At 68.8% G+C, this 24,305-nt stretch carries 24 protein-coding genes and 1 pseudogene; 10 read left to right on the top strand and 15 right to left on the bottom strand.

Annotated elements, in window-relative coordinates:
* Positions 1-44 precede the first annotated feature (44 nt).
* A complete protein-coding gene (locus tag EV651_RS06460) occupies positions 45-341 on the bottom strand; it encodes a DUF1905 domain-containing protein (protein ID WP_133782990.1) in 297 nt (98 codons plus the stop codon).
* Positions 338-919: a TetR/AcrR family transcriptional regulator gene (locus tag EV651_RS06455; RefSeq protein ID WP_133782988.1), complete on the bottom strand. Its 582-nt coding sequence runs from the start codon at positions 917-919 to the stop codon at positions 338-340. The genes EV651_RS06460 and EV651_RS06455 overlap by 4 nt, the downstream gene beginning before the upstream one ends.
* A gap of 78 nt (positions 920-997) precedes the next feature.
* Between EV651_RS06455 and EV651_RS06450 the strand changes: the two genes are divergently transcribed.
* The gene (locus EV651_RS06450; RefSeq protein WP_238156696.1) at positions 998-3,172 is read left to right on the top strand and encodes an MMPL family transporter; all 2,175 of its coding nucleotides are present in this window, start codon (positions 998-1,000) and stop codon (positions 3,170-3,172) included.
* 69 nt (positions 3,173-3,241) lie between these two features.
* Here EV651_RS06450 and EV651_RS06445 read toward each other — a convergent pair whose 3' ends face one another.
* The gene (locus EV651_RS06445) at positions 3,242-3,901 is read right to left on the bottom strand and encodes a YitT family protein (protein WP_133782986.1); all 660 of its coding nucleotides are present in this window, start codon (positions 3,899-3,901) and stop codon (positions 3,242-3,244) included.
* Between the two features lie 63 nt (positions 3,902-3,964).
* Between EV651_RS06445 and EV651_RS06440 the strand changes: the two genes are divergently transcribed.
* Positions 3,965-5,407 carry a PLP-dependent aminotransferase family protein gene (locus tag EV651_RS06440; RefSeq protein ID WP_133782984.1) on the top strand — a complete coding sequence of 481 codons (1,443 nt, stop codon included), beginning with the start codon at positions 3,965-3,967 and terminating at the stop codon, positions 5,405-5,407.
* A 206-nt stretch (positions 5,408-5,613) separates the two neighbouring features.
* Positions 5,614-6,258, top strand: a complete 645-nt coding sequence (gene msrA / locus EV651_RS06435) for a peptide-methionine (S)-S-oxide reductase MsrA (protein WP_133782983.1) — start codon at positions 5,614-5,616, stop codon at positions 6,256-6,258.
* A gap of 63 nt (positions 6,259-6,321) precedes the next feature.
* On the opposite strand, the gene EV651_RS06430 is transcribed toward msrA, so the two are convergent.
* Genes EV651_RS06430 through EV651_RS06420 form a run of 3 tightly spaced genes read right to left on the bottom strand, consistent with a single transcriptional unit; the run spans position 6,322 to position 8,762 of the window.
* Complete coding sequence (locus EV651_RS06430; RefSeq protein WP_133782981.1) at positions 6,322-6,714, bottom strand: hypothetical protein; 393 nt, start codon at positions 6,712-6,714, stop codon at positions 6,322-6,324.
* A gap of 21 nt (positions 6,715-6,735) precedes the next feature.
* Positions 6,736-7,734: a lysylphosphatidylglycerol synthase transmembrane domain-containing protein gene (locus EV651_RS06425; RefSeq protein ID WP_133782979.1), complete on the bottom strand. Its 999-nt coding sequence runs from the start codon at positions 7,732-7,734 to the stop codon at positions 6,736-6,738.
* Entirely contained in the window at positions 7,731-8,762 is a 1,032-nt protein-coding gene (locus tag EV651_RS06420; RefSeq protein ID WP_133782977.1) for a glycosyltransferase family 4 protein, read from the bottom strand. Before EV651_RS06420 ends, EV651_RS06425 begins: the two co-directional genes overlap by 4 nt.
* A gap of 104 nt (positions 8,763-8,866) precedes the next feature.
* Between EV651_RS06420 and EV651_RS06415 the strand changes: the two genes are divergently transcribed.
* The gene (locus EV651_RS06415) at positions 8,867-11,167 is read left to right on the top strand and encodes a CDP-alcohol phosphatidyltransferase family protein (RefSeq protein ID WP_202870187.1); all 2,301 of its coding nucleotides are present in this window, start codon (positions 8,867-8,869) and stop codon (positions 11,165-11,167) included.
* Here EV651_RS06415 and EV651_RS06410 read toward each other — a convergent pair.
* The 6 genes from EV651_RS06410 to EV651_RS06385 all read right to left on the bottom strand — a co-directional run bounded on the left by EV651_RS06410 (position 11,164) and on the right by EV651_RS06385 (position 15,458).
* Positions 11,164-11,853: an alpha/beta fold hydrolase gene (locus EV651_RS06410; protein ID WP_202870186.1), complete on the bottom strand. Its 690-nt coding sequence runs from the start codon at positions 11,851-11,853 to the stop codon at positions 11,164-11,166. The two genes, EV651_RS06415 and EV651_RS06410, sit on opposite strands and share 4 nt — an antisense overlap.
* A gap of 43 nt (positions 11,854-11,896) precedes the next feature.
* A complete protein-coding gene (locus EV651_RS06405) occupies positions 11,897-12,745 on the bottom strand; it encodes a class I SAM-dependent methyltransferase (RefSeq protein WP_133782975.1) in 849 nt (282 codons plus the stop codon).
* A gap of 13 nt (positions 12,746-12,758) precedes the next feature.
* Positions 12,759-13,196, bottom strand: coding sequence for a VOC family protein (locus EV651_RS06400; protein WP_133782973.1), 438 nt, complete (start codon positions 13,194-13,196; stop codon positions 12,759-12,761).
* Positions 13,197-13,330: 134 nt separating this feature from the next.
* Entirely contained in the window at positions 13,331-14,092 is a 762-nt protein-coding gene (locus EV651_RS06395; RefSeq protein ID WP_133782971.1) for a trans-aconitate 2-methyltransferase, read from the bottom strand.
* A 68-nt stretch (positions 14,093-14,160) separates the two neighbouring features.
* On the bottom strand, positions 14,161-14,973 hold the full coding sequence (locus EV651_RS06390; protein ID WP_133782969.1) for an MBL fold metallo-hydrolase: 813 nt from the start codon (positions 14,971-14,973) through the stop codon (positions 14,161-14,163).
* A 5-nt stretch (positions 14,974-14,978) separates the two neighbouring features.
* Positions 14,979-15,458 carry a hypothetical protein gene (locus EV651_RS06385; protein WP_202870185.1) on the bottom strand — a complete coding sequence of 160 codons (480 nt, stop codon included), beginning with the start codon at positions 15,456-15,458 and terminating at the stop codon, positions 14,979-14,981.
* Between the two features lie 110 nt (positions 15,459-15,568).
* Here EV651_RS06385 and EV651_RS06380 point away from each other — a divergent pair, with 110 nt between their 5' ends.
* The gene (locus EV651_RS06380; protein WP_202870184.1) at positions 15,569-16,705 is read left to right on the top strand and encodes a helix-turn-helix transcriptional regulator; all 1,137 of its coding nucleotides are present in this window, start codon (positions 15,569-15,571) and stop codon (positions 16,703-16,705) included.
* Positions 16,706-16,744: 39 nt separating this feature from the next.
* On the opposite strand, the gene EV651_RS06375 is transcribed toward EV651_RS06380, so the two are convergent.
* Positions 16,745-18,673: a heparinase II/III family protein gene (locus tag EV651_RS06375; RefSeq protein ID WP_238156695.1), complete on the bottom strand. Its 1,929-nt coding sequence runs from the start codon at positions 18,671-18,673 to the stop codon at positions 16,745-16,747.
* A gap of 28 nt (positions 18,674-18,701) precedes the next feature.
* On the opposite strand from EV651_RS06375, the gene EV651_RS42915 reads away from it, so the two are divergent.
* Complete coding sequence (locus EV651_RS42915) at positions 18,702-18,833, top strand: hypothetical protein (protein ID WP_255512149.1); 132 nt, start codon at positions 18,702-18,704, stop codon at positions 18,831-18,833.
* A 103-nt stretch (positions 18,834-18,936) separates the two neighbouring features.
* Here the strand turns inward: EV651_RS42915 and EV651_RS06370 are convergent, their stop codons facing one another.
* Positions 18,937-19,464, bottom strand: coding sequence for a DinB family protein (locus EV651_RS06370; RefSeq protein ID WP_133782965.1), 528 nt, complete (start codon positions 19,462-19,464; stop codon positions 18,937-18,939).
* A 178-nt stretch (positions 19,465-19,642) separates the two neighbouring features.
* Between EV651_RS06370 and EV651_RS42235 the strand changes: the two genes are divergently transcribed.
* From EV651_RS42235 to EV651_RS06355, 4 genes and pseudogenes are all read left to right on the top strand, one after another.
* The gene (locus EV651_RS42235) at positions 19,643-19,786 is read left to right on the top strand and encodes an alpha/beta fold hydrolase (RefSeq protein ID WP_238156694.1); all 144 of its coding nucleotides are present in this window, start codon (positions 19,643-19,645) and stop codon (positions 19,784-19,786) included.
* Positions 19,787-19,798: 12 nt separating this feature from the next.
* Positions 19,799-20,467: pseudogene (locus EV651_RS06365) on the top strand (alpha/beta fold hydrolase); the annotation flags it as partial.
* A 151-nt stretch (positions 20,468-20,618) separates the two neighbouring features.
* Complete coding sequence (locus EV651_RS06360; RefSeq protein ID WP_133782963.1) at positions 20,619-22,352, top strand: sialidase family protein; 1,734 nt, start codon at positions 20,619-20,621, stop codon at positions 22,350-22,352.
* 83 nt (positions 22,353-22,435) lie between these two features.
* Positions 22,436-23,458 carry an NADPH:quinone reductase gene (locus EV651_RS06355; protein WP_133782961.1) on the top strand — a complete coding sequence of 341 codons (1,023 nt, stop codon included), beginning with the start codon at positions 22,436-22,438 and terminating at the stop codon, positions 23,456-23,458.
* Here the strand turns inward: EV651_RS06355 and EV651_RS06350 are convergent.
* Positions 23,455-24,303, bottom strand: a complete 849-nt coding sequence (locus EV651_RS06350) for an AAC(3) family N-acetyltransferase (protein ID WP_133782959.1) — start codon at positions 24,301-24,303, stop codon at positions 23,455-23,457. The two genes, EV651_RS06355 and EV651_RS06350, sit on opposite strands and share 4 nt — an antisense overlap.
* Between the last annotated feature and the right edge of the window lie 2 nt (positions 24,304-24,305).

The following is a 24,305-nucleotide window of genomic DNA, read 5'->3' as shown; positions in this document are numbered from 1 at the left end:
ACCTGACGACGTCGCTCGCCGCGGCGGCGTACGTCGTACCGGGGCTAGAAGTCGACGAGCTCCAGCTGCGTCTCGACGGGGCTGCCCTCGAGGAGGTCCTCGGCAGTCCGGATCGCTTTCTTGACCGGGAGCATGTAGGTGCCGGTCTTGGTCGGGAAGACGGAGGTCTGCCAGGTGCTGCCGCCGACCGTGACCGAGACCCGCACCGATCCGAAGCCCCTCCGCCGCCCCTCGGTCAGGTCCGTGATCTCGTCGCTGACATCCTCCGGCACCGTGACGAAGTACCAGCTGCCTTCGCCCGGGTAAATCCACAGCGGCGCCGTGAACCTGTACCCGGTCACTCGCCCACCGGAGTCCCACGGCGAGCAAGAACCGCGGTGGCAGCGTCCAGTAGCACCGCGCGGATCTCCCCATCGCCGGCCTGGAGATCGAGCTCGGTGGACATCGCGGCCCCGACCGCCTCGACCGCGGCAGCGGCACGCAGCCGGTCGGCGGCCGTCGGGTCGGGGCCGGCCAACCACAACTGGAACCGACGGCTCTGCGCGATCAGCTCGTCGAGGTCGTCCCCGAAGGCCGCGAGTACGGCGGCGATGTCGCGGAGAAGCGTCGGCCCGGTCGCCCGGTGCGCGATCATCACGTCGACGTACGCACCGAGGACCTCGCGCTCCGTCTCCGGCGACCACGGCAGCGTCTCCGGGAGCCGCAGCACCTGGAAGATGTCGTCCAGGAAGGTGCCGACGATCGCGCGTAGCAGCTGCTGCTTCGACGAGTAGTGGTAGTACAGCGACGCCTTGGTGATGCCGACCTGCTCCGCGATCTCGCGCAGGCTGGTCTTGTCGTATCCCTGGGTCGAGAACAGCTCGACCGCGGCGCGATGGATCTCCGCCTTGGTGTCCCGGGAACTCGTCGCGTGCTGCACGTCACCACCCTCTCATCTTCACCAGCCTACCGGGCGGCAGGTAGGCTACCTACCGACCGGCAGGTAAAGACAACCCATATGGAGGGGTCCCGGGTGTTCACCAAACTCGGACGCTTCGTCGTCCACAACCCGTGGAAGGTGATCGCCGCCTGGGTGGTCGCGGCGGTGGCCGTGATCGCGTTCGCGCCGACGCTCGCCGACGTGACCACCAAGGATCAGGCGGCCCTGCTGCCTGACAAGTACGAGTCGGTGCAGGCGCAGAAGCTGGCAGCCGACGCCTTCGGGCAGACCAACGACGCGACCGCCAGCATCGTCGTGAAGCGCAATGCGGGCGGCGAACTGACCGCGCCCGACCAGGCCAAGGTCACCGAGGTGGCGGCCAAGATCACCGCGGCGAAGATCGACCGGGTGACCGCCGCGATCACCGGCCCGCAGGCGGTCTCGCCGAACAAGCAGGTCCAGATCATCAGCGTCGGCCTCAAGGGCACGCCGGACGAGCAGGCCGTGCTGGACGCCGTACAGAAGATCCGTGACGTGACCGGCTCCACGCTCACCGGCGCCGATCTCGAGTACGGCGTGACCGGCGACGCGGCGTTGATGCTCGACAACCAGGACGCGTTCAACAACGCCTTCATCGTGGTCGGGATCGCGACCGTCGTGCTGATCATCGGCCTGCTGCTGGTGATCTACCGCAGCCCGGTCGCCGCGTTCCTGCCGATCCTGACGGTCGGTCTGGTGTCGGCGATCGCGCCCGGCCTGATCGCGCTGGTCGCGAAGGCGACCGATCTACAGGTCACGCAGGACCTGCAGACGATCCTGACCGTCGTGCTGTACGGCGTCGGCACCGACTACATCCTGTTCCTGCTGTTCCGGTTCCGCGAGCGGCTACGCGCCGGCGAGGCGCCGAAGGAAGCGCTGGTGAACGCGGTCGCCCGGGTCGCCGAGGTGATCGTGTCGGCGGCGGGAGCGATCGTCGTCGCGTTCAGCGCCCTGCTGCTCGCGGTGTTCGGCGGGTTCAAGAGCCTCGGCCCGGGGCTCGCGATCGCGGTCGCGGTGATGGCGTTCGCCGCGATCACCCTGGTCCCGGCGGTCGTCTCGCTGCTCGGCCCGAAGGTGTTCTGGCCGTCGAAGTCGTGGCAGAAGACGCCGAAGGGCGCGATGTTCAAGCGGTTCGGCACGTTCACGGCGCGGCGTCCGGCATTGGTCGCGGCGATCTCCGGCGGCGTGATGGTCGTGCTCGCGCTCGGCTCGCTCGGGATGAAGGTCGACTACGACGCGTTCAGCCAACTGCCGGACGGCACCGAGTCGGCCCGCGCGATCAAGGACCTGCAGGCAGGGTTCCCGGCCGGCGCGCTGAACCCGACGACGGTCTACGTCAAGAGCGCCGACGGTACGCCGCTGGATCCGGCCGAGCTCACGACGTACGCCGGGAAGCTGGCGAAGGTCGACGGCGTCGGCGGAGTGCTTCCGGCCGGCGCGGACGGCAGCCTGGCGTTGCTGAACAAGGACAAGACCGTTGCCCAGCTCAACGTCGTACTCAAGGATGCGCCGTACGCGAATGCCTCGCTGGATCTGGTCGACGGGAAGCTCCGGGAGGCGGCACACGCGGAGGCGCCGGCCGGGACGAGCACGCTGCTCGGTGGGGTGACCGCCAGCTACACCGACATCCGGGACGCCAACAGCCGGGATCTCTCGGTGATCTTCCCGGTCGCGGGCGGGCTGATCGCGGTCATCCTCGCGCTGCTGCTGCGGTCGCTGATCGCGCCACTGGTGCTGATGCTCGCGGTGGTGCTGAGCTTCTTCAGCTCGATCGGCGCGACGGTGTTCGTGTTCCAGGGCGCCGCCGGCCATGCGGGCGTGACGTTCTCGCTGCCGATCATGCTGTACCTGTTCGTCGTTGCCATCGGCACCGACTACAACATCCTGATGATCGCCCGGTTGCGTGAGGAGGCCGAACGCGGGACGGATCCACGGACCGCGGCCGACCGCGCGATCGAGCACGGCGGCCCGTCGGTGGCGGCGGCCGGGCTGATTCTGGCCGGCACGTTCTCGTCACTGATGCTGGCCGGTATGGCGCTGCTCACCGAGATGGGGTTCTCGGTCGCGGCCGGCATCGTGATCTCGGCGTTCGTGATGTCGAGCTTCCTGGTGCCGAGCGTGATCGCCCTGCTCGGCCGCCGCGCCTGGTGGCCGCGCCGGATGAAGGTCAGCTCTGCCGCCCCCGAGGAGCGCGAACTCGAGCCGGTCGGCTGACAAGACCCGCAGGCTGAGGGGTCCTGCGAGAATGACGGGTCCCGGACCGCAACTTGGTCCGGGACCCGTCTACTGACGCTTGAGGCGGACGGTGAAGATCGGTAGCAGGACGTGGACGAGTGGGCCGATCGAGAGGGCGTAGACGACGGTGCCGACGCCGATCGAGCCGCCGAGCAGGAAGCCGGTCGCGAGGACGGTCAGCTCGAGCGACGTCCGGACGAGGCGGACGCTCAAACCGGTACGACGTACCAGGCCGGTCATCAGGCCGTCACGGGGACCGGGGCCGAACTGGGCGCCGATGTAGAGGGCGCCGGCCAGCGCGTTCAGGACGACACCGGACAGCATGAACACGATCCGCAGCCAGAGCGCGTCCGGGCGGTCGACCGTGGCCAGGGTCAGATCAGTGACCAGGCCGATCACGATCGCGTTGCTGATCGTGCCGAGGCCCGGCCACTGGCGCAGCGGGATCCAGGCGAGCAGTACGACGAAGCTCATCGCGATCACCACGGTCCCGAAGCTGAGCGGGAGGTGCCTGGTGATGCCCGAGTGGAACACGTCCCACGGGTCGAGGCCGAGGTTGCCCTGGATCATCAGGCCCATCGAGGCGCCGTACAGGGTCAGGCCGACGTACAGCTGCACCAGGCGACGCGGGAGATGGCCTGCCTTCAGCTGCTGGATCGGGTTGAGGGGCGCGAGCTGACGCGGCGGGGCAGCGGAGGTGGCGGTCACGAGATCCAGTGTCCGTCGTAAGTGGCCTGGCATTCGATAGCCAGTTGCGCGATAGTGGACTGCATGCGAGGCCGTTATCTTCCCGCCAGCACGTTAAGCGGCCTGCTCGGCGAGTGGGCCGACGGGACCGGTCCGGCGTACCGGGTCCTGGCCGAGCGGCTCCGGTTGCTGATCGCGGACGGGCGGATCATGCCCGGGTCGCGGCTGCCGAGCGAGCGCGAACTGACCGAGGCGCTGGGCGTCAGCCGTACGACGGTGGCGTCCGCGTATCGCTCGTTGCGTGACAGTGGCTACCTGACGAGCCGGCGCGGTTCCGGGAGCGTCACCGCACTGCCGTCGAAGGTCGAGCCAGAGCTTGGGCGGCACCACGCGCCGGGAATCGACACCGACGGTCTGTACGACTTCACCTGCGCGGCGCCGGCTGCGGTGCCGGGCATCAGTACGGCGGTGGCAGCGGCGGCCGGCGACCTGCCGATGCACCTCGCCACGCCCGGGTACCACCCGCAGGGCCTGCCAGTACTGCGTTCCGAGATCGCGGCGGCGTACTGCGAACGCGGGTTGCCGACGTCGCCCGATCAGATCATCGTCACCGCCGGGGCGCTCGCCGCGACGTCGATCGCGGTGCGGGCGATCACGCAGATCGGCGACCGGGTGCTCACCGAGAGCCCGACGCATCCGAACTCGGTGGACGCGATCCGGCGCAGCGGTTGCCGCGTGGTCGCCGTACCGATGTCGCCCGGCGGCTGGGACCTGCCCTTGCTGGAGGCAACGATTCGGCAGACGGCGCCGCGGGCGGCGTGGATGGTGGTGGACTTCCAGAATCCGACCGGCTTCCTGATGTCCGCGGCGGATCGGCAACGGCTGGCGCGGGCGTTCGCGCGGTCGCGGACGACGGCGATCGTGGACGAGACGCTGTTCGAGCTGTCGCTGGACGGGCAGGAGATGCCGCCGCCGTTCGCGTCGTACGACCCCGACGGGGTGATCACGGTCGGATCGGTGAGCAAGTCGTTCTGGGGCGGGTTGCGGATCGGGTGGATGCGGGTGCCGGAGGCGCTGGTCGCGCGCGTGCTGGACGCGCGGGCGTCGATGGATCTCGGTGCGCCGGTGCTGGAGCAGTTGGTGGTCGCGGACCTTCTGCGGCGGCGCTCGACCTTGCTGCCGGAGCGCCGGGCGTCGCTGGCGCAGCGGCGGGATGCTTTGGCCGCCGCGGTGTCTGCCGAGCTTCCGTCGTGGAGGTTCCGGCTGCCTTCGGGTGGGTTGTCCCTGTGGTGCGAGCTGCCCGAACCGGTCGGCTCCAGCCTGGTCGGTGTCGCCCAGCGCAACGGCGCACTCCTGGTCGCCGGGTCACGCTTCTCCCCCGACGGCGGCCTCGAGTCCTTCATCCGCCTCCCGTTCACCCTCGACGAGGAATCCCTCCGCGACGGCGTCACCCGCCTCGCCACGTCCTACGCCTCCCTGACCACCGGCGCCGCCCCCACCCGCCGCCCCGGTGTGATGATCGCGTAGGCCGGACGCCCCCACTCCGAGGCAGGCGGACGCCCAGGCCATCACAATTGGTCCAGTTTGCCGCGCGCCCGCGGGGAGCCGCCCCGATCGCGCGATTGTGATGGCCTGGCGGTCCGCACGTCATCGCGCCGTAAGGGGTAAGGGGAAGGTTCGCCTGGTCAGGGGCGTTGAGAGACGATGAGAGTCACACTGCGAGAGGCGTGAGAATGTCGTTCTTCAGCCGCAACACCGCCATGGTCGAGCCGGAGGCCGCCCTGCCCGGCCGGCCCACTCCTGGCTTCGCCGTACCGGACGAGAACATCGTCCTGCACACGCCGCAGACCGGTGCCGCGCCCGAGGGCTTCGAGGAGGTCTGGTTCGGCACCGGATGCTTCTGGGGCACCGAGGAGATCTTCTGGCAGCAGCCGGGCGTGTACACGACGGCCGTCGGGTACGCGGGCGGTTACAGCCCCAACCCGACGTACGAGGAGGTCTGCACCGGGCGCACCGGTCACGCGGAGGCCGTCCGGGTCGTGTACGACCCGACCAAGACCACCTTCACCGACCTGCTCAAGGTCTTCTGGGAGACCCACGACCCGACGCAGGGCATGCGGCAGGGCAATGACCTCGGTTCGCAGTACCGCTCGGCGATCTACTACACCACCGACGCCCAGCGCGCCGAGGCCGAACGCACCCGCGACCTCTACGCCCCCGTCATCAAGCCCCTCGGCTACGACGACATCACCACCGAAATAGCCCCTGCCACCACGTTCTACTACGCCGAGACCTACCACCAGCAGTACCTCCACAAAAACCCCAACGGCTACCGCTGCCACAGCAACACCGGCGTACCGTTCCCCGCTGACGCCTGATTCAGCCAGGCCGCCCGATCACCGGGCGGCCTGCTGCTATTCGGGGCAGTTCCAGGATCGCGGTCAGCCCAGAAGGCGCAGTGCATCGAGATATTCGTCCCCCAGCATGCTCTCGTTCACCCACCGGCTCGTACTCGCGCCGTGCACGTTCTCCACCCAGGCCAGTGCCTGTTCGGGCTCCTCGAAGCTCCGGACCGAAGGATCGTCGCCTCGATAGTTGCCATCGTCGTCGATCGGATCCCATTCTTCGACGTCGGGGAACTCACCGAGGTCAGCGAACGAGCCGTCACCGATGTCGAACTTGTGGCAGAGGGAGACCTTCACCGGTCGTGCGCCGTAGACCTCCACGTACCAGAGGATGCGAGCGCATTCGCTCCACGGACCGTCCTGATGCCCGAGCCGGTCCTCAAAGCCGAGGAACTGTCCAACTCCGGCCCCACGCCGAACAGCCGCCAACGCCTCTCCCGAGTCAAATGCCTACGCATGTCGCGAGTATCCCCCGGCCGGGGTGCGGTGGTGTGTGAGCGCGAGGACGACGGCTCCGGGCAGGGTTGCGAAGAGCGCTAGTACGCCGTACACGACTGCGACGGTGAGGCCTAGCGTGGCGCCTAGGCCGACCGCGCTGAACGCCCAGGCGGCTGCGCCCTCGCGTGGGCCCCAGCCTGCGATGTTTGTCGGCACGGCCGAGGCTGTCAGGACGACCAGTGCCAGAGGCAACAGTCGAGCCGGGGACACGTCCGCCCCGGTCGCTCGCACGGCGATCAGGAAGACGGCGGCGTGGCCGAGTACGGCGACAGTGGAGGCGAGCAGGATGCCAGGCCAGGCCCGCGGCGCGAGGACGGCGTTGCGGAGATCGCTGGTGAAGGCGCGTCCGATCCGCGTGGAGAGGCGGCGTCGGTTCAGGCAGAGTGGTACGGCGATCAGCGCCACACCGGCGACGCCCACGACCGTCACGGCGATCGAGGGACCAGGCCATCTAGCAGGCCAGGGCAGCAGGAACAGCACGCCCAGCGTCAGCACGATCTGTACCGCAAATCCCGACGCCCGCTCCCAGGCCACGGCCCGCAGGCTCCGCCCCAGGTCGCCGACCTCGCGCCCGTGGCGTACGGCGCGGTGTACGTCGCCCACCACCCCGCCGGGCAGCGTGGCGTTGAGGAACTGGGACCGGTAGTACGCAGCCACCGCGGTCCTCAGCGGCATCTCGACGCCGAGCCCGCCGGCGACGAGCCTCCACCGCCAGGCACAGCACAACGTGGTCAGCGACGTGATGGCAAGGGCGGCGGCGAGCGGCCAACCGGTCGTCAGTCGGAGCCCGTCCACCAACGGGCCCGTACCCACCCGCCACACCAGAACTGCGAGGATCGCTGCGCCGCCCGCGACTCGCGCCCAGGTCCAGATGCTTCGGCTGATGGCGGTTCCGATCTCGTAGTTGGGGCCCTTTGCCAGTAACACGGCTGCCCCCTGCCGCTGGTTCATCCGGCGACTTCCGACAGTACGGCGGCCAACTCGCGCGAGGCCTGTCCCCAGTTGGACAGCGCCAGGCGCCGTGACCTGGCCGCCACGCGCAGCCGCGCGCGCTCTCGCGGGTCACCCAGCCACCGACGCAGCGCCTGCGCGAGAGCCTGTGGGTCGCCAGGCGCCACCAGCAGGCCGGGCCGGCTTCCGTCGGCGTGGCCGAGAGCCTCGGGCACGCCGCCGACGTTCGTGGCCACGACCGGCAGCCCGCGGGCGAGCGCCTCGGTGACGACCATGCCGTAGGTCTCGGCCCGGGAGGCCAGCACCAAGGCGTCCGCCTCTGCGTAGGCGCGCTCGAGTTCGGCGCCCCTGAGCGGGCCTGTGAAGCACACCCGGTCGGCCAGGCCCAAGTCCTCGGCCTGCCGGCGCAGTCCGTCCACGAACTCCACATCGAGCTTCAGTGAGCCGGCGAAGACACACCGCCACGCCAGATCGTCCACTGTGGCCAGCGCCTCGAGCACGAGGTCGTGGCCCTTGGCCGGGGTGATGGATCCGACACAAAGCAACCGCCCGCCGGACAGCGAACCCGATGCCAGGTCGGCCATGTCGACGCCCGGCTGTACGACGTACACACGGTCCTCGGGCAGCGTGTAGTGGTCGAGCAGCCACCGCCGGGTCCAGTTGCTCGTCGCAACGATCGCGGATGCTGCCGACAGTGCTGCGACCTCGCAAGCCTCGTCCCGCGGCATGTGCAGGAGTACGACGAGCCGCAGGCGGTCGGCCTCCGGCTTCAGCACCTCAGGGACCACGGACGCCACCAGGCCGTCGATCAGCACCACTTCATCGTCCGGGACCAGGGCCAGCGCCGCACCCACAGCCAAGCGGGCCTGCGCGTCGGGCAGGGGCCACTGGCCGGCCACGGCGTACTCGTGGACCGACCAGCCGAGTGCCACGAGTCCGTCGCAGACCCGGCGGTCGTAGACGTTGCCACCGCTCGGCCGGCACGGGTCGTCGATGCCGTCCGGGACCAGGACGTGTACCTCTGTCACGACGACCGCTCGTAGTCCACCAAAGGAGTCCCCCTCTTCCGCCCGGATGAACCGGTGCGACGCTGTTCCCGTATGACTGTCGTACCCGCAGATACGGAGGCATTGTGCGTCTGGTTCAGGGTCGAGTGCGCAGTCACATCCTGACTGGCCCGCTCGCCGGCTTCGCTGGTCTGCTCGTGCTCCTCGGTGCACTCGCAGCGGTCACCGGCCTCGACGTCGCCGGCTGGGCGACCGGCGTCGCCTCCGGGGCCGGCCTTGCCGCCCTGCTCGTCCGAGCGATGGCGCATCACCGTCGTGACCGGCTGGGACCCGCGGACAGAGTGACGCTGGCTCGCGCGATCCTCGCCTGCGGGGTCGCGGCGCTCACGGCGGACTCGTTCGGCGGCCGGGTGCCGGTGGCGGTCTTCGTGACGATCTCGACGGTCGCGCTGATCCTCGACGGGGTCGACGGTCAGGTCGCTCGGCGTACCGGCACCGCTTCGGCGTTCGGGGCGCGCTTCGACATGGAAGTCGACTCGTTCCTGGTCCTGATCCTGAGCGTGTACGTCGCACACTCGATGGGCTGGTGGGTGATCGCATTCGGTGCCGCCCGCTACGTGTTCGTGGCCGCCGGCTGGGCGCTGCCGTGGCTGCGTGGCTCGCTCCCGCCCCGTTACTGGGCCAAGGTCGTCGCCGCGATCGTGGGTATCGTGCTGACCGTCGCGGCTGCTCGCATCCTGCCCGATGCCGTGACCACAGTGGTGCTGCTGATCGCGTTGGGCCTGCTGGCCGAGTCGTTCGGCCGTCACACCTGGGGACTGTGGCGCCAGGCCGGGAGCCCGCCCGGCACTCGTGCAACGGTGACGTCGGCGCTGGCGGTGCTCCTGGTCTGGGCTGCGCTCCTCGTGCCGGACCACACCGGCGACCTCTCCCTGGCGGCCTTCCTCCGGGTACCGCTCGAGGGCCTGGTGTTCGTCGTCCTCGTCTGCGTGCTGCCGTCGAGATCGGCGCGGGTTCTCGCAGTGATCGGCGGTCTCCTCATCGGGGTGCTGATGATCACGCGGGTGCTCGACAGAGGCTTCTATTTCGCCTTCGACCGTCCCTTCCATCCGGTGTACGACGCGGCGTACGTGGGATCCGCGCTGGGCCTGCTCGGCGACTCGATCGGCCGCATCGGCGCCCTCGCAGTCTTCATCGGAGCCGGAATCCTCTGCGTGGCCCTGCTCGTCCTGCTGCCGCTGTCGGCAGTCCGGGTGACACGGATCGTGGCGAGACACCGGCGACCGACGATCCGGATCGTGGCCGTCCTGGTCGCGATCGCGATCGTGCCCGCGCTGACCGGCGCCGGGCCGGGGCCCGTACGACAGCTCGCCTCATCCTCCGCGGCTCGGCTCGCCACACAGGTCCGTGACGACCTCCACGACCAGCGCGAGTTCGTACGGGCGCTCGCGCAGGACCCCTTCCGCGACACCCCGGGCAACGACTTGCTGACCGGCCTGAGGGGCAAGGACGTACTCCTGGTCTTCGTCGAGAGCTACGGACGTACGGCGCTCGACTCTCCTGTCGTCACGTCGGCTCTCGAGGCCGGAGACCGGCGGCTGCAGCAGGCCGGCTTCTCCTCACGCAGCGGCTTCCTCACCTCGCCGACCTTCGGCGGCATCAGCTGGCTGGCGCATTCCACCCTGCAGTCCGGGCTATGGGTGGACAACCAGGCGCGGTACGACCACCTCGTCACCCTCGACCGGCTCACTCTCACCGACGCGTTCGGTCGCGCAGGCTGGCGGACAATCGCCGACGTACCGTCCAACGACAAGGACTGGTCGGTGGCGACGACGTACTACCACTACGACAAGGTCTACGACCGCCGGAACGTGGGGTACGCCGGTCCGTCGTTCAGCTATGCCTCAATGCCTGACCAGTACACGCTGGCCGCCCTCCAGCGGATGGAATTGGACAAGCCGAACCGCGCTCCCGTCATGGCCGAGGTCGACCTGGTTTCCAGCCACACACCCTGGGCACCGCTCCCCCGGCTCGTCGACTGGAGCCGGGTGGGTGACGGCTCGGTCTTCGACCCGATGCCTGCCGAAGGCGACTCGCCGGAAGACGTATGGCGGCAGCCGGACCGTGTGAAGGCCGCATACGCACAGTCGATCGCCTATTCGCTCGACGCCCTGACCTCGTTCGTACAGCAGCTCCACGACCGCAACCTGGTGCTCGTCGTCCTGGGCGACCATCAGCCGGCCAGCATCGTCTCGGGCAACGGTGCGAGCCACGATGTGCCGGTGAGTATCATCGCCGCCGACCCAGCCGTGACGGATCGGGTAGCGGACTGGGGCTGGCGGAACGGGCTCCGGCCGGATCCCAGCGCACCGGTCTCGCCGATGGACACCTTCCGAGACCGCTTCCTCAGCACCTACGGCCGCTAGCTTCGTTGAGGTGGGTCCGCCGGTGGCAGTGCGTGGAGAACAGCCGCGAGGCTCTGAGGGTCACGGCGGGCGATGTTGTGACCAACGGGAATCTCGTGAACCTGCCAGCCCGAGTCGTTGCGTAGCCGATCGGTCAGCGTCACGAACGGGCTACCCGGCCACGCGCCACCGCTGATGAACGTTCGGCGGGGTACGTCGCTGAGGTTGGCTTCCAGCCTGATCGACTGGACGAAGCTCGCCAGTGGGTGCGGTCGCGCGCGCGGGTCGAGCCCATCGGGGACCGCGACCCATCGGCCGTCGCCGCGGGCGCCGACGATGAACATCTCACGGAAGGTGTCGCTGGTCAGCGACCAGCACGAATCGCCGTCGTCCGGCACGTACGCGTCGATGAAGACGAGCTGCTCGAGGCGGTCGCCGAGCCGGTCCGCGACACCGGCGATCACCATCCCGCCGTAGCTGTGCCCGCACAGCGCGAGGGGCGTTTCGTTGCTTCGGTCAATGATCTCGGCGACCTGGTCGATATGGGTGTCGAGGTTCGACGGACGGTCTGCATCGGCTGGGCCGTCCAACTCCAGCCCTGACAGGGTCACGGCCTCGACGAGATGACCGTTGCGACGGAGCTCGGCGGCCACCGCGTCGAACACCCATCCGCCTTGCCAGCCACCCGGCACCATCACGAATTTCACCGCAGCAGCCTAAGCCACGCGGACCCGCCGACCGGCTGGAGTCCTAGTCCCGCTTCGTTCCCACAACGCAGCGCGCCAGGCCCGGAACCCGAATCTTGCCGTCCTTCTCGAACGCGCTCACCTTCGCCATGGCGCGTGCCCGAATCCGCTCCCGCGCCGGTCCGTCGACCTGTTGGAGCGCCGCGACTGCGAGTGAGACGTGCTCGCTGATCATCTGCCAGTACTGTTCGGGCGACTCCGTCACGAGTTCGACGCGGACGTCCCACTCGGCAATGTCGCGCAGTCCGGCGCTCTCGTACCGGGCAGTCAGGTATCCAGGGGCTGCGCACCGAAACATGTTCGGTCCGTCCGCGGCAGGCGGCGCCACCACCGCCTCGGTTGCGATTGCCTGCATGGCGATCGCTGTCCACGGGTTCTCGTCGGGCTTGACCCAAACCGACGAGCAGAGGCGTCCGCCTGGCTTGAGCACGCGCCTGAACTCGGTCGTCGCCTTGGCCGCGTCCGGGAAGAACATGTACCCGAAACGCACCGAGACGCTGTCGAAGGTGGCGTCGTCGAACGGCAGATCGTCGGCGCTGCACACCTTCGTCTCGATGTTGGTGACGCCGTGCGCCTTGGCTCGCCGTACGGCGATGTCCAGCATCTCCGGTGCGAGATCGGTGAGTACGACGCGTCCCTTCGGCACCAGTCTCGCGATGGTGAGACCCGGCTCGCCCGTGCCCGAGGCGATGTCGAGGTGCTGCTGGTCTTCAGCGAGGTCGAGTCGCTCGATCATCGCCGCGCCGACCGGGCCGAGCTGATCCATGATGACCGAGTCCCACTTCTCCCAGCCCGCGGAGAGTCCTGCCCACGTCGCTCGCTGACCGTCCCGGACGTCATCGGCACTCGGCATTGCCTCTCCCCCGCTAGACCGTGTGGGCGTGGCCCGGCTGGTTGGTGCGGTCCTCCGCGTCGTCACCTGTGCTGTACAGACGAACGGTCAGCCCGTCCGGGTCGTAGACGTCGACCACCCAGCCGCGGGTGCCGGCCTTGATTCCGGAGTGTCGTACGTCGAGCGCGTCGAAGTGCGCGATCCACGCCTCGGCCGCCGTGCGATCGGCGATCGCGAAGCTCACCGGGTCGAATCCAGCGTTGCCGACCGCAGCCTGCGCGTTCTGCCGCAGGGCCACCGGAACGCCTGCACCGGGCAGACGTCCGCCGACGCCGCGTACGACACCGTCGTCGTCGGGAAACTCCAGCTCGACGGTGTAGCCGAGCACCCGTTCGTACCACTCGCGGCTGCGAACCAGATCGCTGACCGGCAGCTTGAGGTGATGAATACCGGTGAACCGCACATCTGCCATCGCTACCCCCGCTCCGTGTGCCCCGAACATCGAGAGCCCCTGTCGTCGTCCGACCATCGTCTCCTGGCTCCGACGAACCCGCCTAGAGCGTAGCAACTGCAACTGCGGCTGGCGCGGGGCTGCTCGCGAGCCGCCTAGTGGATGCGGCGGGCGAGGTGGGCGGCGATCTGCGCGTCGATTTCCACGGTTTCGGGGAGGACCTCGAGGGTTCGGCGGAAGACCTCGGCCCGGTCGGCGGGCGGGAGCATGACGTACGCCGAGACCGTCGAGAGCTGTCCGACCCAGTCCTCGGCGCTCATCGTCAGGCGCCGTTCGATCACCGCCTGCCGTACGTCGGTGAACCACTCGGACTGCTCGAGCTCCGTTCCGGGCCATTGCATCGGGCGATCCGCCGGGGTGCCGTCGGGCGACGGTACGCCGTCGTCGTCGAGGTACGGCGTACGGGCCGCGCGCACCGCCTCTTTGAGGGCCGGGTCTGCGAGCTGGATCGGCACGCCGAACGAGGCGAACACCCCACCCGGTCGGACGAGTTCGGCCATGCGCGCCCACCGGCCCTCAGGGTTGGTCCAATGGAGCGCGGCGGCCGAATACACCAGGTCGTACGACGAATCCAGCGGCAGGTCCTCGAAGGCAGCTTGCACAGTGGTGACGTTCGCCGGCAGGTGTTTGCGCAACTCCACGAGCATGGCCGCGTCGGGCTCTGTCGCCGTGACCGCGATCGCTCCTTGCGCGAACAGGCGCGTCGCCTTGCCTGTCCCGGCGCCGATCTCGAGAGCAGTCCGAATCGGCCCACCGGCGTACGCCGTCACCAACTCGAGGACTTCCACGGGATACCCAGGCCGAAACCGCTCGTACGCCTCCGCCACCGCCCCAAAACTCAACGCCCGCTCAACCATCCCGGCATCCTGACACCTTCTCCGCCGTACTGCTCGGCATTTTCGGGACATCGCCTACGGCCAGGATGTCAGCCAGTCGACGTGGCGGGTTCGAAGGTGGCTAGGAGTTGTTCGAGGGCTGCTTGGTCGGGGCCGGTGAAGGGGTCTGCGCCCGGGGCGGCGGCGAGCATGGCCAGGAACTCGGGTGTGCGTTCCGTGGCTGGTGGCAGGTGCGTGCTGAGGATCACGGCGGGGTCGACGGCCCGCAGCGGTGCGAGGCTGTCGAGGAACCTGGCCTTGTCGACGGTGTGGACCCACGGACTGTCGACGGTTGCCCAGAGCAACTGACCGGCGCGGAGGTCGTCGGCGGAGATGTGGCCGACGTCGCCGCAGGTGGCAAGCTCCGCGGTGGGCATCGGCGCGCCGAAGCAGTCCGAGCTGAAGCAGGCACCGGTCTGGTCGTCGTAGAACCCGACCGTCGACGGGTTGTCGAACAGCGGCGGCCGGAACGCGGTCAGCCGGCGATCGCCCACGTCGAGAGACTGGCCCGGGTTGAGCAGGTACACCCGATCCATCGGCAGTGGCCGCTCGGTGGACATGATGCCCGCGCCGAGAAAGGTCGTGATCAGGCGTGCCCGGGGCGCCGCTTCGAGAAGGTCGAACAGCGAGCCGGTGTGGTCACGGTCCGGATGGGTGAGCCAGATCCACTCGACGTCCTGCGGGTCGATGACCGAACCGAGGGCGTCCATGAAACCACGGCCCGGCAGACTGAGGCCGGTGTCCACGACGACCGGCTCGGCCGCGTGCAGGACGAAGGCATTGACCGGCATGAACCCGATCCCGGGTACTTCGAGTTGATCGCTCAGTACATCGATGTCGCGGCCGATCCGATTGATGTCCATGGAGTTCAGGCCTCTCGTACGTCGTCGAAGTCGATGCGGATCAAGCTCCTGGCGATCGTGGACAGGTCGGTGATCGTCGGGTCGTAGCCTTTGCGGATCTTCAGACCGACCTCGAACGCGGCGGCGCCGTTGTCGAGCGCGCCGCGCAACGCGGTCCCCACTTGCTGCGGCGTGGCGGGCAGCAGTACCGCCTGACCGTGACGGACCCGACCTTGGTGGGTCACCGTGACGCCCGTGGGATCGGTGAAGTTCAGCCGCCACGGCCGCTCGGTGAACACCATCGAGACGCCGTCGATCAGGTGCAGGCACACCGGGACGCGGAACCTCTTGCCGCTGCGCCGGCCGTCGAACTCCAAGAGTGCCTGCAAGGCGACGCGCCGACCGAGCGGACGCGTCGTGAGCACACGCCGTACCAGCGGGTTGATCATCCGCATCAGGGCCGGGCGTGGTGGGGCCAACCGCACCCGGGTCGCCGTATCAGCCATCGCTGCTCCTTGGTTGCTGGTGTCAACGACGCTAGGTACGTGCGGGATGCCGGCGAAATACCACAAAGCTGGTAGATCTCCCCCGCCCGACCGCGGCGTACGGTGGGCGTATGGGGGCGGACAGCTTGCAGCACGCGGCGGACAAGATCACCCGCTTGTGCGCCGAACCACGCGACCTCGTGTCGCTGTGGCAACAGTCGACCGAGGTGCTCGCGAGCGCCGTACCGCATTTCTGGGCTCCGTGTTTCTACACCCTGGACCCGGTCTCGCTGCTGATGACCAGCCACTTCCAGGCCGGACTCGAGGAGTTTCCGCAGGAGTGGCTGGCCAGCGAGTACTACGAGGTCGATGTCAACAAGATCGCCGACGTCGCGCGCTCACCCACGGGCATCTCCACGCTGTACGACGCGACCGACGGGAACCCCTCGAGCAGCCCGAGGTGGCATCGGAACATGTCGATGGGCGGCGACCAGGAACTCGTGGCCCGGCTGCGCACCCGCTCCGGCGAGGTCTGGGGCGCGGTCGGCCTCTACCGCGCGCCGGACGAGCCGAGGTTCACAGAACCAGAGAAATCCTTCATCCAGACGATCGCACCGGCGCTGGCAGAAGGCGCCCGCTGCGCCCTGCTCCTGGGACAGGCTCGCGAGCCCGAGTTCGCCGATTCGCCCGGCCTGCTCATCCTCGACGACCATTGGGAACTGGAGTCCGCCACCCCCGGCGTGGACCGCTGGTTGTCCGAACTGCCCGACGGGGACCCGGACACAGGTCGCCTGCCGAGCTCGGTACTGACGCTCGCCGGCCGCGTGCTGCACCTGGCGGAGAACCCGGCTCGCACCACGGACATCCCCGTGTCACGGGTGTTGTCGCGAACCGGCAGGTGGATGGTGCTGCACGGCGCCTGCCTGACGTCGACCGGTGACCGGCGGATCGCGATCATCGTCGAGCCGGCCAACCCGAGCCGCCTCTACCCGCTGCTGATGTCCGCCTACGGACTGACCGAACGCGAGAAGGACATCACCAAACTCGTCCTGCAAGGTGCATCGACGTCCGAGATCGCCGCGGAGCTGGTGGTGTCGGCACACACCGTTCAACAGCACCTGAAGAGCATCTTCGACAAGACCGGCGTCCACAGCCGCCGAGACCTCGTCGGCAAGGTCTTCTTCGCGCACTACGAGCCGCGGTTCCGCGACAACGAACGCCGAGCCCTCCACGACCAGCCCCTCCGAGGCGAGCCCTGGCGTTCGTAGTCTGCGTCAAATCCCGGCCGAGGGAGGCGCCCCTCTGGTTCAGCCGGCTCGGTAGAGGGAGCCGCCGGCGGAGATGGCTATGGCGGTGGCTGTGCCGCCGACCTTGAGCGACACGATGAAGGTTGTGCCCGACCAGTACGTCTTGTAGGTGACCGTGCCCGAGGTGCGGACCGGGACGACGAACGACAGGATCGAGGCTGACCTGCCGGAGCGGGCCAGCATCAGGGTCGGGGCGGACTTGCGGACGAAGCTGCTCGGGTACTGCCAGCCCTGGATCGGGTTGGTCTGGGCCTGCTTGACCAGGATCGCGCCGGCGGGCAGCGCCTGCCTGAACGGGACCTGGAACAGGATCGTCTTCGTCGTGTCCCCTGGCGCCATCGCAACCGCCGTGGTCCGCGAGTACACGCTCGCCCGCTGGTCGGCCGGCAGGTGCCACAAGGTCTGGAACGCCTGCGCAGTCGTCGCCGAGGCAGTGTCCCAGGTGACGAGCAGATCCGGGTCCTTCAGCACCAAAACCCGCCGTACCCGGCTGATCCCCGAGCCCGGGGCGTCGGCGAACACATACGACTCCGCATTCGGCTTCACCGACGACGCGGTCAGCCGAGTCACCGGATTCAGGTACGTCGACATCGGTGTCGTCATCACACTGTGGGCGCTCGGACTGACGGCCCACGTGCGATAGGCGCCGGCGTTGTACGCCGCGTACCCGCCGTCGACGATGATGTCCCGGCCACGTGAGGTGTAGGTGATGCTGGTGTGGTCGAGATGCCCGTGGAACGCCCGCACCGGACCGTACCTGATGCTGTACGACGACTCGCCCGTGAACCCTCTGGCGGGATCAGTTCCCCACCCGGTGCGACCGAAGATGTAGCCGGCCGAGTAGGCCCCGACCCGCCACGGCGGCGCGGTGCCCGACGTACCCTTCGAACCGGCGTACTCCAACGGCGTGCCTGTCCACGGGTACGTCGACTGCACCTCGGTGTCACCGAGTTGGTGGAGCTTGCCGAGCGAGTTCGTTGCCAGCGTCAAGAACTTTGCCAGCAACGCGCGCCGGGTGGCGATCGTCGTACCAGGGTTGACGCCGCAGTTCTGCATCACGGCGATCGCGCGGCCCCAGAGCGAGTAGTTGAAGGACGCGTACCCGGTCGACTGTTCGTTGGTGCCGCCCTCGGAGTCGATCGAGGTCGTGATACCGGCCGCGAATCGCTGCTGTGCCAGGTTCTTGTAGTCGGTCCGGCCGAGAACGCAGCCGACTCCGAACAGCGCGATGCTCTCGTCGGTGCCGTGGTTCCAGGCACCGCTCCAGTAATTCGTCAAGAACCGCGCATGACTCAGCAGCGCCGCGTCCACCCACGCGTATCGCGCCGGCACCGTGCTCACCTGCAGCCCGGTCAGGATCGCCTGACGCAGGCAGTTCAGCACGTTGGTCCGGTGCATGGTGGACTCCCACGCGCCGACGTTCGCCTTCCACGAGTACGGGTTGTCGCGGTACCAGTCGTACGCGATCGTGTTCACCCGCGTCATCGCGGTCAGATCGCCCTTGCCCGCGGCAATGATCCCTTGGCCGAGCCAACGGAGCGAATGGAACCACATGTACCAACTGGCGTTCTTGTACGGATTCGACGCCCAGTTGATGTTTCCGCCGCCGCTGCCGACCTTGTACGCCGCGTACGGCCCCCACTGGAACGTGTCGGCGTACAGGTTCGCCAACGGGTTCGTCGTCTCGATCCCGCTGAACCCCGGACACGCGTAGAACGGTGCCGCGAGCGACTGGCTCTTGTTCGTGGCCGTACCGACGTCTGTCGCCGGCGCGGCCGTCGGCGATACGACGTTGCTCGCGCCCGGCACGAACTGGGACTCGCCCGGATCCTCCGGCCCCGGGACGATCAAGATGCCCGGTTCCTCCCCCGACGTACGAGTTTCCCCTGCAGCTGTTCCCGCCCCCAGAACCAGAACAGCGATTGCCACGGCCACACCGGCCGTTCCCCTGAATCGCATGAAGTTGTACCTCTCCCCCGCCGTCTCCGGACACCGGCGACGGTTTCTGACCAGCCGGGCGCACCGGTGGTACGCCGTACCTCGGGCGGCCCGCGAGATCCGCGGGGACGGTCAGCTCACCGAGGTGTAGTTCCCCTTACCTGCCTTGATGCGCCAAGACTGCAAAAGGTTGCTGGGCACAAGAAAGCGCCAGGACCCCCGGGGGGAGGAGTCCTGGCGCTCAGGTAATTGGTTCAGCCCATGGTTTTCTGGCCGTCGATCGCTTCCCGGATGATGTCGGCGTGACCGGCGTGCTGGGCGGTCTCGGCCGCGATGTGCAGGAAGACCCGGCGGACGGACCAGAACACACCCGGCGGCTGCCAGGGCGCGGCCGGGAGCTCGTAGGCGGTGTCCAGGTCGAGGGTGCGGACGAGCTCGTCGGTGGCTGCGGCGACCTTCTCGTACTCCGCGACTACGCCGGCCAGCGTCTCCCCCTCGGTGAGACGGAACTGGTCCTGCCAGGCGGCGATGACCTCCGGGGTGTACTCCGTCTCCGCCGGGCTGCTCCCGCTCTTGCCCTGCGCGAACTCGGCCCAGTGCTGCTCGGTGGCGCTCACATGCTTGATCAGGCCGCCGACCGTCAGCTCGCTGATGGTGCTGCGGGTCGCGGCCTGCTCGTCGGTCAGCCCCTGAGCGGTGTGCCGCAGGAAGCCCCGGTGCTTGCCGAGGAACTCCAGGATGTCGGCCCGCTCACCGGTCAAGCTCTGCTCGTTTGTCGTCATGCCAGGAACTCTAGAAGCTGTAGCGGTCAGATACTGACCTCTATCGACAGCTGTACCGAAGGTTCGTGTTCTTCCGTAGTTGGCCGAGATACGGCTTCTCTCGCCGGGCGTGGGCGGCTAGCGTGCAACCCGGGGGCGGCGACCTGGCCGATCCCCGTTGCGGACCAAGGGGGTTCACGTGGGAACGATCACGACCACAGACGGTACGGAGATCTTCTACAAGGACTGGGGGACGGGCCAGCCGATCGTCTTCAGCCACGGATGGCCGCTGTCGGCCGACGACTGGGACAACCAGCTGCTGTTCTTCCTGTCGAAGGGGTAACGCGTCGTCGCGCATGACCGCCGTGGACACGGCCGGTCGACGCAGACCGGTGACGGACACGACATGGACCACTACGCAGACGACCTGAAGGCGGTGGTCGACCACCTCGACCTGCGCGACTGCATCCACGTCGGCCATTCGACCGGCGGCGGCGAGGTGGTGCACTACCTGGCCCGGCACGGCGAGGACCGGGCCGCCAAGGCCGCGTTGCTCTGCGCGGTCCCGCCGCTCATGGTGAAGACCGACGCAAATCCCGAGGGCCTGCCCAAGGAGGTCTTCGACGACCTGCAGAACCAGCTCGCCGCGAACCGTTCGGTTTTCTACCGGGCGCTCCCGGAGGGACCGTTCTACGGTTTCAACCGGCCCGGCGTGGAGCCGGTCGAGGCGATGATCGCGAACTGGTGGCGGCAGGGCATGATGGGCGGCGCGAAGGCGCACTACGACGGCATCGTCGCGTTCTCCCAGACCGACTTCACCGAGGACCTGCAGTCGATCACGATCCCGGTCCTGGTCGTGCACAGCGAGGACGACCAGATCGTCCCGTACGCCGACTCCGGCCCAAAGGCGGCCGCGCTGCTCAAGAACGGGGTCCTGAAGACCTACAAGGACCTTCCGCACGGCCTGCCCACGACGCACGCCGACGTGGTCAACGCCGACCTCCTCGAGTTCTTCCAGTCGTAGCAGCTCCGTGACGGCTTGCGTACGACAGTGCGCAAGCCGTCATCACCTGTGGCGAGGTGTTGTGCGGGCCCGGGCGCAGGTGCTAGGTCGGATACGTCCAGGCGGGTCGGGAAACGGTCCCGGACCGATGGGCGTCCCCTGGGGAGGGATCATGGGCAAACCACGCCTCATCGTCGCTTCCGTGGCTGCGTTCGCAGCCGCCCTCTGTGGAGCCGCGGTCGCCGCCTATGCGACACCGGCCACGCAGGTGACGGTCGGCAGCCCACCGACGCCGTTCTCGCAGAACAAGCAGAACGAGCCCGCCGTCGCGATCGACGCGCACAATCCGGCGGTGATGGTCGCGGGAGCGAACGACGAGATCGACATGGAGTCGTGCGCGGCGGGCGATCCGACAACGTGCCCGTTCACCAACGGCGTCGGCGTCTCCGGCGTGTACTTCTCGTTCGACAGCGGGCAGAGCTGGACCCAGCCGACGTACACCGGCTGGACCGCCAGGCATTGCCTCGGGCCGGAGGCCTGCGTTCCGCAGGTCGGCCCGATCGGTACGCTGCCGCACTACTACGAGGCCGGCCTGGTCTCCGACGGCGACCCGGCGGTCGCGTTCGGACCACGGCCGGGCCCGAACGGGACGTTCTCCTGGGCCAACGGCTCCCGGCTGTACTACGCCAACCTGACAGCGAACTTCTCCACCAACAGGAAGCTCGAGACGTTCCGCGGATTCGAGGCGATCGCGGTGTCGACCACCGACGACGTGCGCGCGGCGGCCAACAGCGCCTCGGCCTGGACCGCCCCCGTCATCATCTCGAAGCAGTCGTCGACGACCTTCTCCGACAAGGAGCAGATCTACGCCGACAACGCGTCGAGCAGCCGGTTCTTCGGCCACGTGTACACGTGCTGGGCCAGCTTCCGCAGCAACAGCCACGGACAGGCCTTCCCGGTGCCCCTGACGGTGGCGCGCTCGGCCGACGGCGGCCGTACCTGGATCACCAAGCAGGTCGGACCGGCCACGAGCAACGGCATCAACCAGCAACCCGACGGCTGCACGGTCCGCACCGACAGCAGCGGCAACGTCTATGTCTTCGGCATCGGTGCACGCCGCGGCGCGAGCCTGCAGCTGATGTACAAGTCGACCGACGGCGGGGCGCACTGGGTCGGCCCGACAACCGTCGCACCCGTGACCGAGCCCGGTGTGTTCGACCCGGTCCAGGGTCGCCCGGTGATGGACGGCATCGCCGGCGCACGCTCCGACCTGGCCCCCGGACCGAGCGTCGACATCGCGAACGGAAGGCCCACCGGCGCCGGCGCGACCAACGAGATCTTCATGACCTGGTCCGACGGCCGGGCAGGTCTGAACCACGAGCAGCTGATGCTGACCTGGTCCCGCAACGGTGGCGCGTCCTGGGCCACGCCGGCCCCGGTCCCGCTGACGGCCGGCGACCGCCCGGTCTTCACCGCGCCCGCGGTCTCCCCGGACGGCACGGATCTCTACATCGTGCACAACTCGTTCACCACGCCGTACCGGTCCAACACGACGGACCCGCGCGGCCTGGTCGGTGAGGTCCGGCACGCGAACGTGGCCGGCGGCGTACCGTCCGGCTGGACCACGCTCGAACGCGCTGAGGGCGGTGACCCACGGGGCAGCAGCGCGAACGCGCTGACCGCCGAGTTCCTCGGCGACTACGTGTACGCCGCCGCGACCAACGACCGCGCCGTCGCGGTCTGGAACGACGCCAGCAGCGCGCGTGTCTGCCCGGCGATCAACACCTACCGGGCGTCGCTCTACACCACGACTCCCGGCGCACCGCCGAACGTCCTGGCCGCCTGCCCGGCGACCTTCGGCAACACCGACATCCTCGGAGGCAGTTACCCGGACCCGACTCCGTGACGGCCCGGCCGCGGGGGCACCGTCCTGCGACGGCGCCCCCGCGGCGCTCAGATTCACCGAGCAACTGAGGTAGCGTCGGTGGGGTGCGTGCCATCCAGTACTCCGTGACCGGTGAGCCCGATGTCCTGACCCTCGTGGACAGGCCGATGACCGAGGTAGGTCCCGGGGAGGTGCGGGTGCGGATCCACCGGTCAGGCGTCAATCCGACCGACTGGAAGTCGCGCCGCGGCAGCGAGGCCGGTACGCCGGTGCACCCGGCGCAGGTGCCGAACCAGGACGGATCCGGTGTGGTGGACGCCGTCGGCCAGGGCGTCGACGCGGCCCTCACCGGCCGCCGGGTCTGGCTCTGGGAGGCCGCCTACCAGCGGCCTGCGGGAGGTACGGCGCAGGAGTACGCCGTGGTCCCGGTGCGCCATGCGGTGCCGCTGCCCGACGACGCGTCGTACGATCTCGGCGCCGCGCTCGGCGTACCGTTCCTGACCGCTCATCGATGCCTGACCGTGACCGAGGACGGCCCTGATCGTCTCGGTCCAGGCAAGCTCGCCGGCCGCACCGTGCTGGTGGCCGGCGGCGCCGGAGCGGTCGGCAACGCGGCGATCCAGTTGGCCCGGTGGTCCGACGCGACCGTGATCACCACCGTGAGCAGTCCGGAGAAGGCCAACCTGGCCGCCCTGGCCGGCGCCGACCACGTCATCGACTACAAGCAGCAGGACGTGGTCGGGGAGGTCCGCGCGATCGCACCGCACGGCGTGCACACGATCGTCGAGGTGTCACCGGCGGCGAACGCGGCCATCGACGCCGCGGTGATCGCGCCGCACGGCTCGGTGTCTGTCTATGCGACTGATGGCGGCGCGACGATGGAACTTCCGGTACGCGCCTCGATGGTGCCCAACGCCCGCTGGCAGTTCGTCCTGCTCTACACGGCCCCGGAGTCCTGGCGTCCGCGCGGCCTGGCCGACGTCTCGGCCGCGGTCGAGGCCGGCGCCGTCCGCATCGGTCCCGACGCCGGTCTCCCGCTGCACCACTACCCACTCGACCAGGCCGCGGACGCTCACGCCGCCGTTGAGGACGCCGTGGTCGGCAAGGTTCTGATCGACGTGATCTAGGCCTTGCCGGCGAGGGCAGCCAACCGCTGCTGCAGGGCTGCGGCGCAGCGGCAGGTCGGGTCGTTGGTGCAGAGGAGGGCAGCCGGGTCGGCTTCGACGAGCTGACGGGTCGCTGCTAGTACCGCCTGCTTGGGGATTCGGCGGATGCGCGCGTTTCCGATCTGGGTTTCCTTGGTCGCAGAGCGCAGTACCGGTTCGATCAGGTCGAACTGGTGGCTTTCGCCGGGGATGTTGGGGAGCTCGACCCATAGGCCGTCGGCGGATTTCGCGTAGCGGTAGAAGCGCGAGCGGCCGAGGTACTGCTCGGCGAGGTGGATCGTGGTGTTCGAGGTGTGGGTGACGCCGAGCAGCAGGACGTCGCCCTCGAGGGCCTCGATCGGACCGAGCGGCCAGTCGGGGCGCTGGGCCTCCAGGAGGCGTTCGGCCGCGGGCCCGGCGGCCTGGTAGGAAAACAGCGGATGCTCGGTGCGGAACGACGAGCAGGTCAGGCGGAAAGTTTCCGGAATCGTTCCGAGCCAACTGTCGATCGGGAGCTCGGCCCGGAAACTGGTTGCCTCGGACAACCGTTTGTCGAAGTCCGGCCAGCTTTCCGCGTTCCAGTAGGCGTTGTGCGGCCGCACGAGTCCGGGCGGTGCCGGGAGCCCGGTGAGATCCCAGGTGCCGGCCGGCATCAGCACCGTCCCGCACACCTCGGTCAGCGCCGTGCACACCGCGTCCGCGCCACCGTCGACGTACCCGAACGAACTCAGCGACGAGTGCACGATCACCTCGGACGTCCGGTCCAGCCCGAGTTTCCGCAGGCCGTCGACGAGGTCTGCTCCGGTCACGACATCCGTTCCGCGCATCT

It is taken from the genome of Kribbella sp. VKM Ac-2571, assembly GCF_004362255.1.
Classification (GTDB): Bacteria; Actinomycetota; Actinomycetes; order Propionibacteriales; family Kribbellaceae; genus Kribbella; species Kribbella pratensis.
The sequence above is the reverse complement of the archived record's forward strand: the minus strand, read 5'-3'. Positions and strand labels throughout refer to the sequence as shown.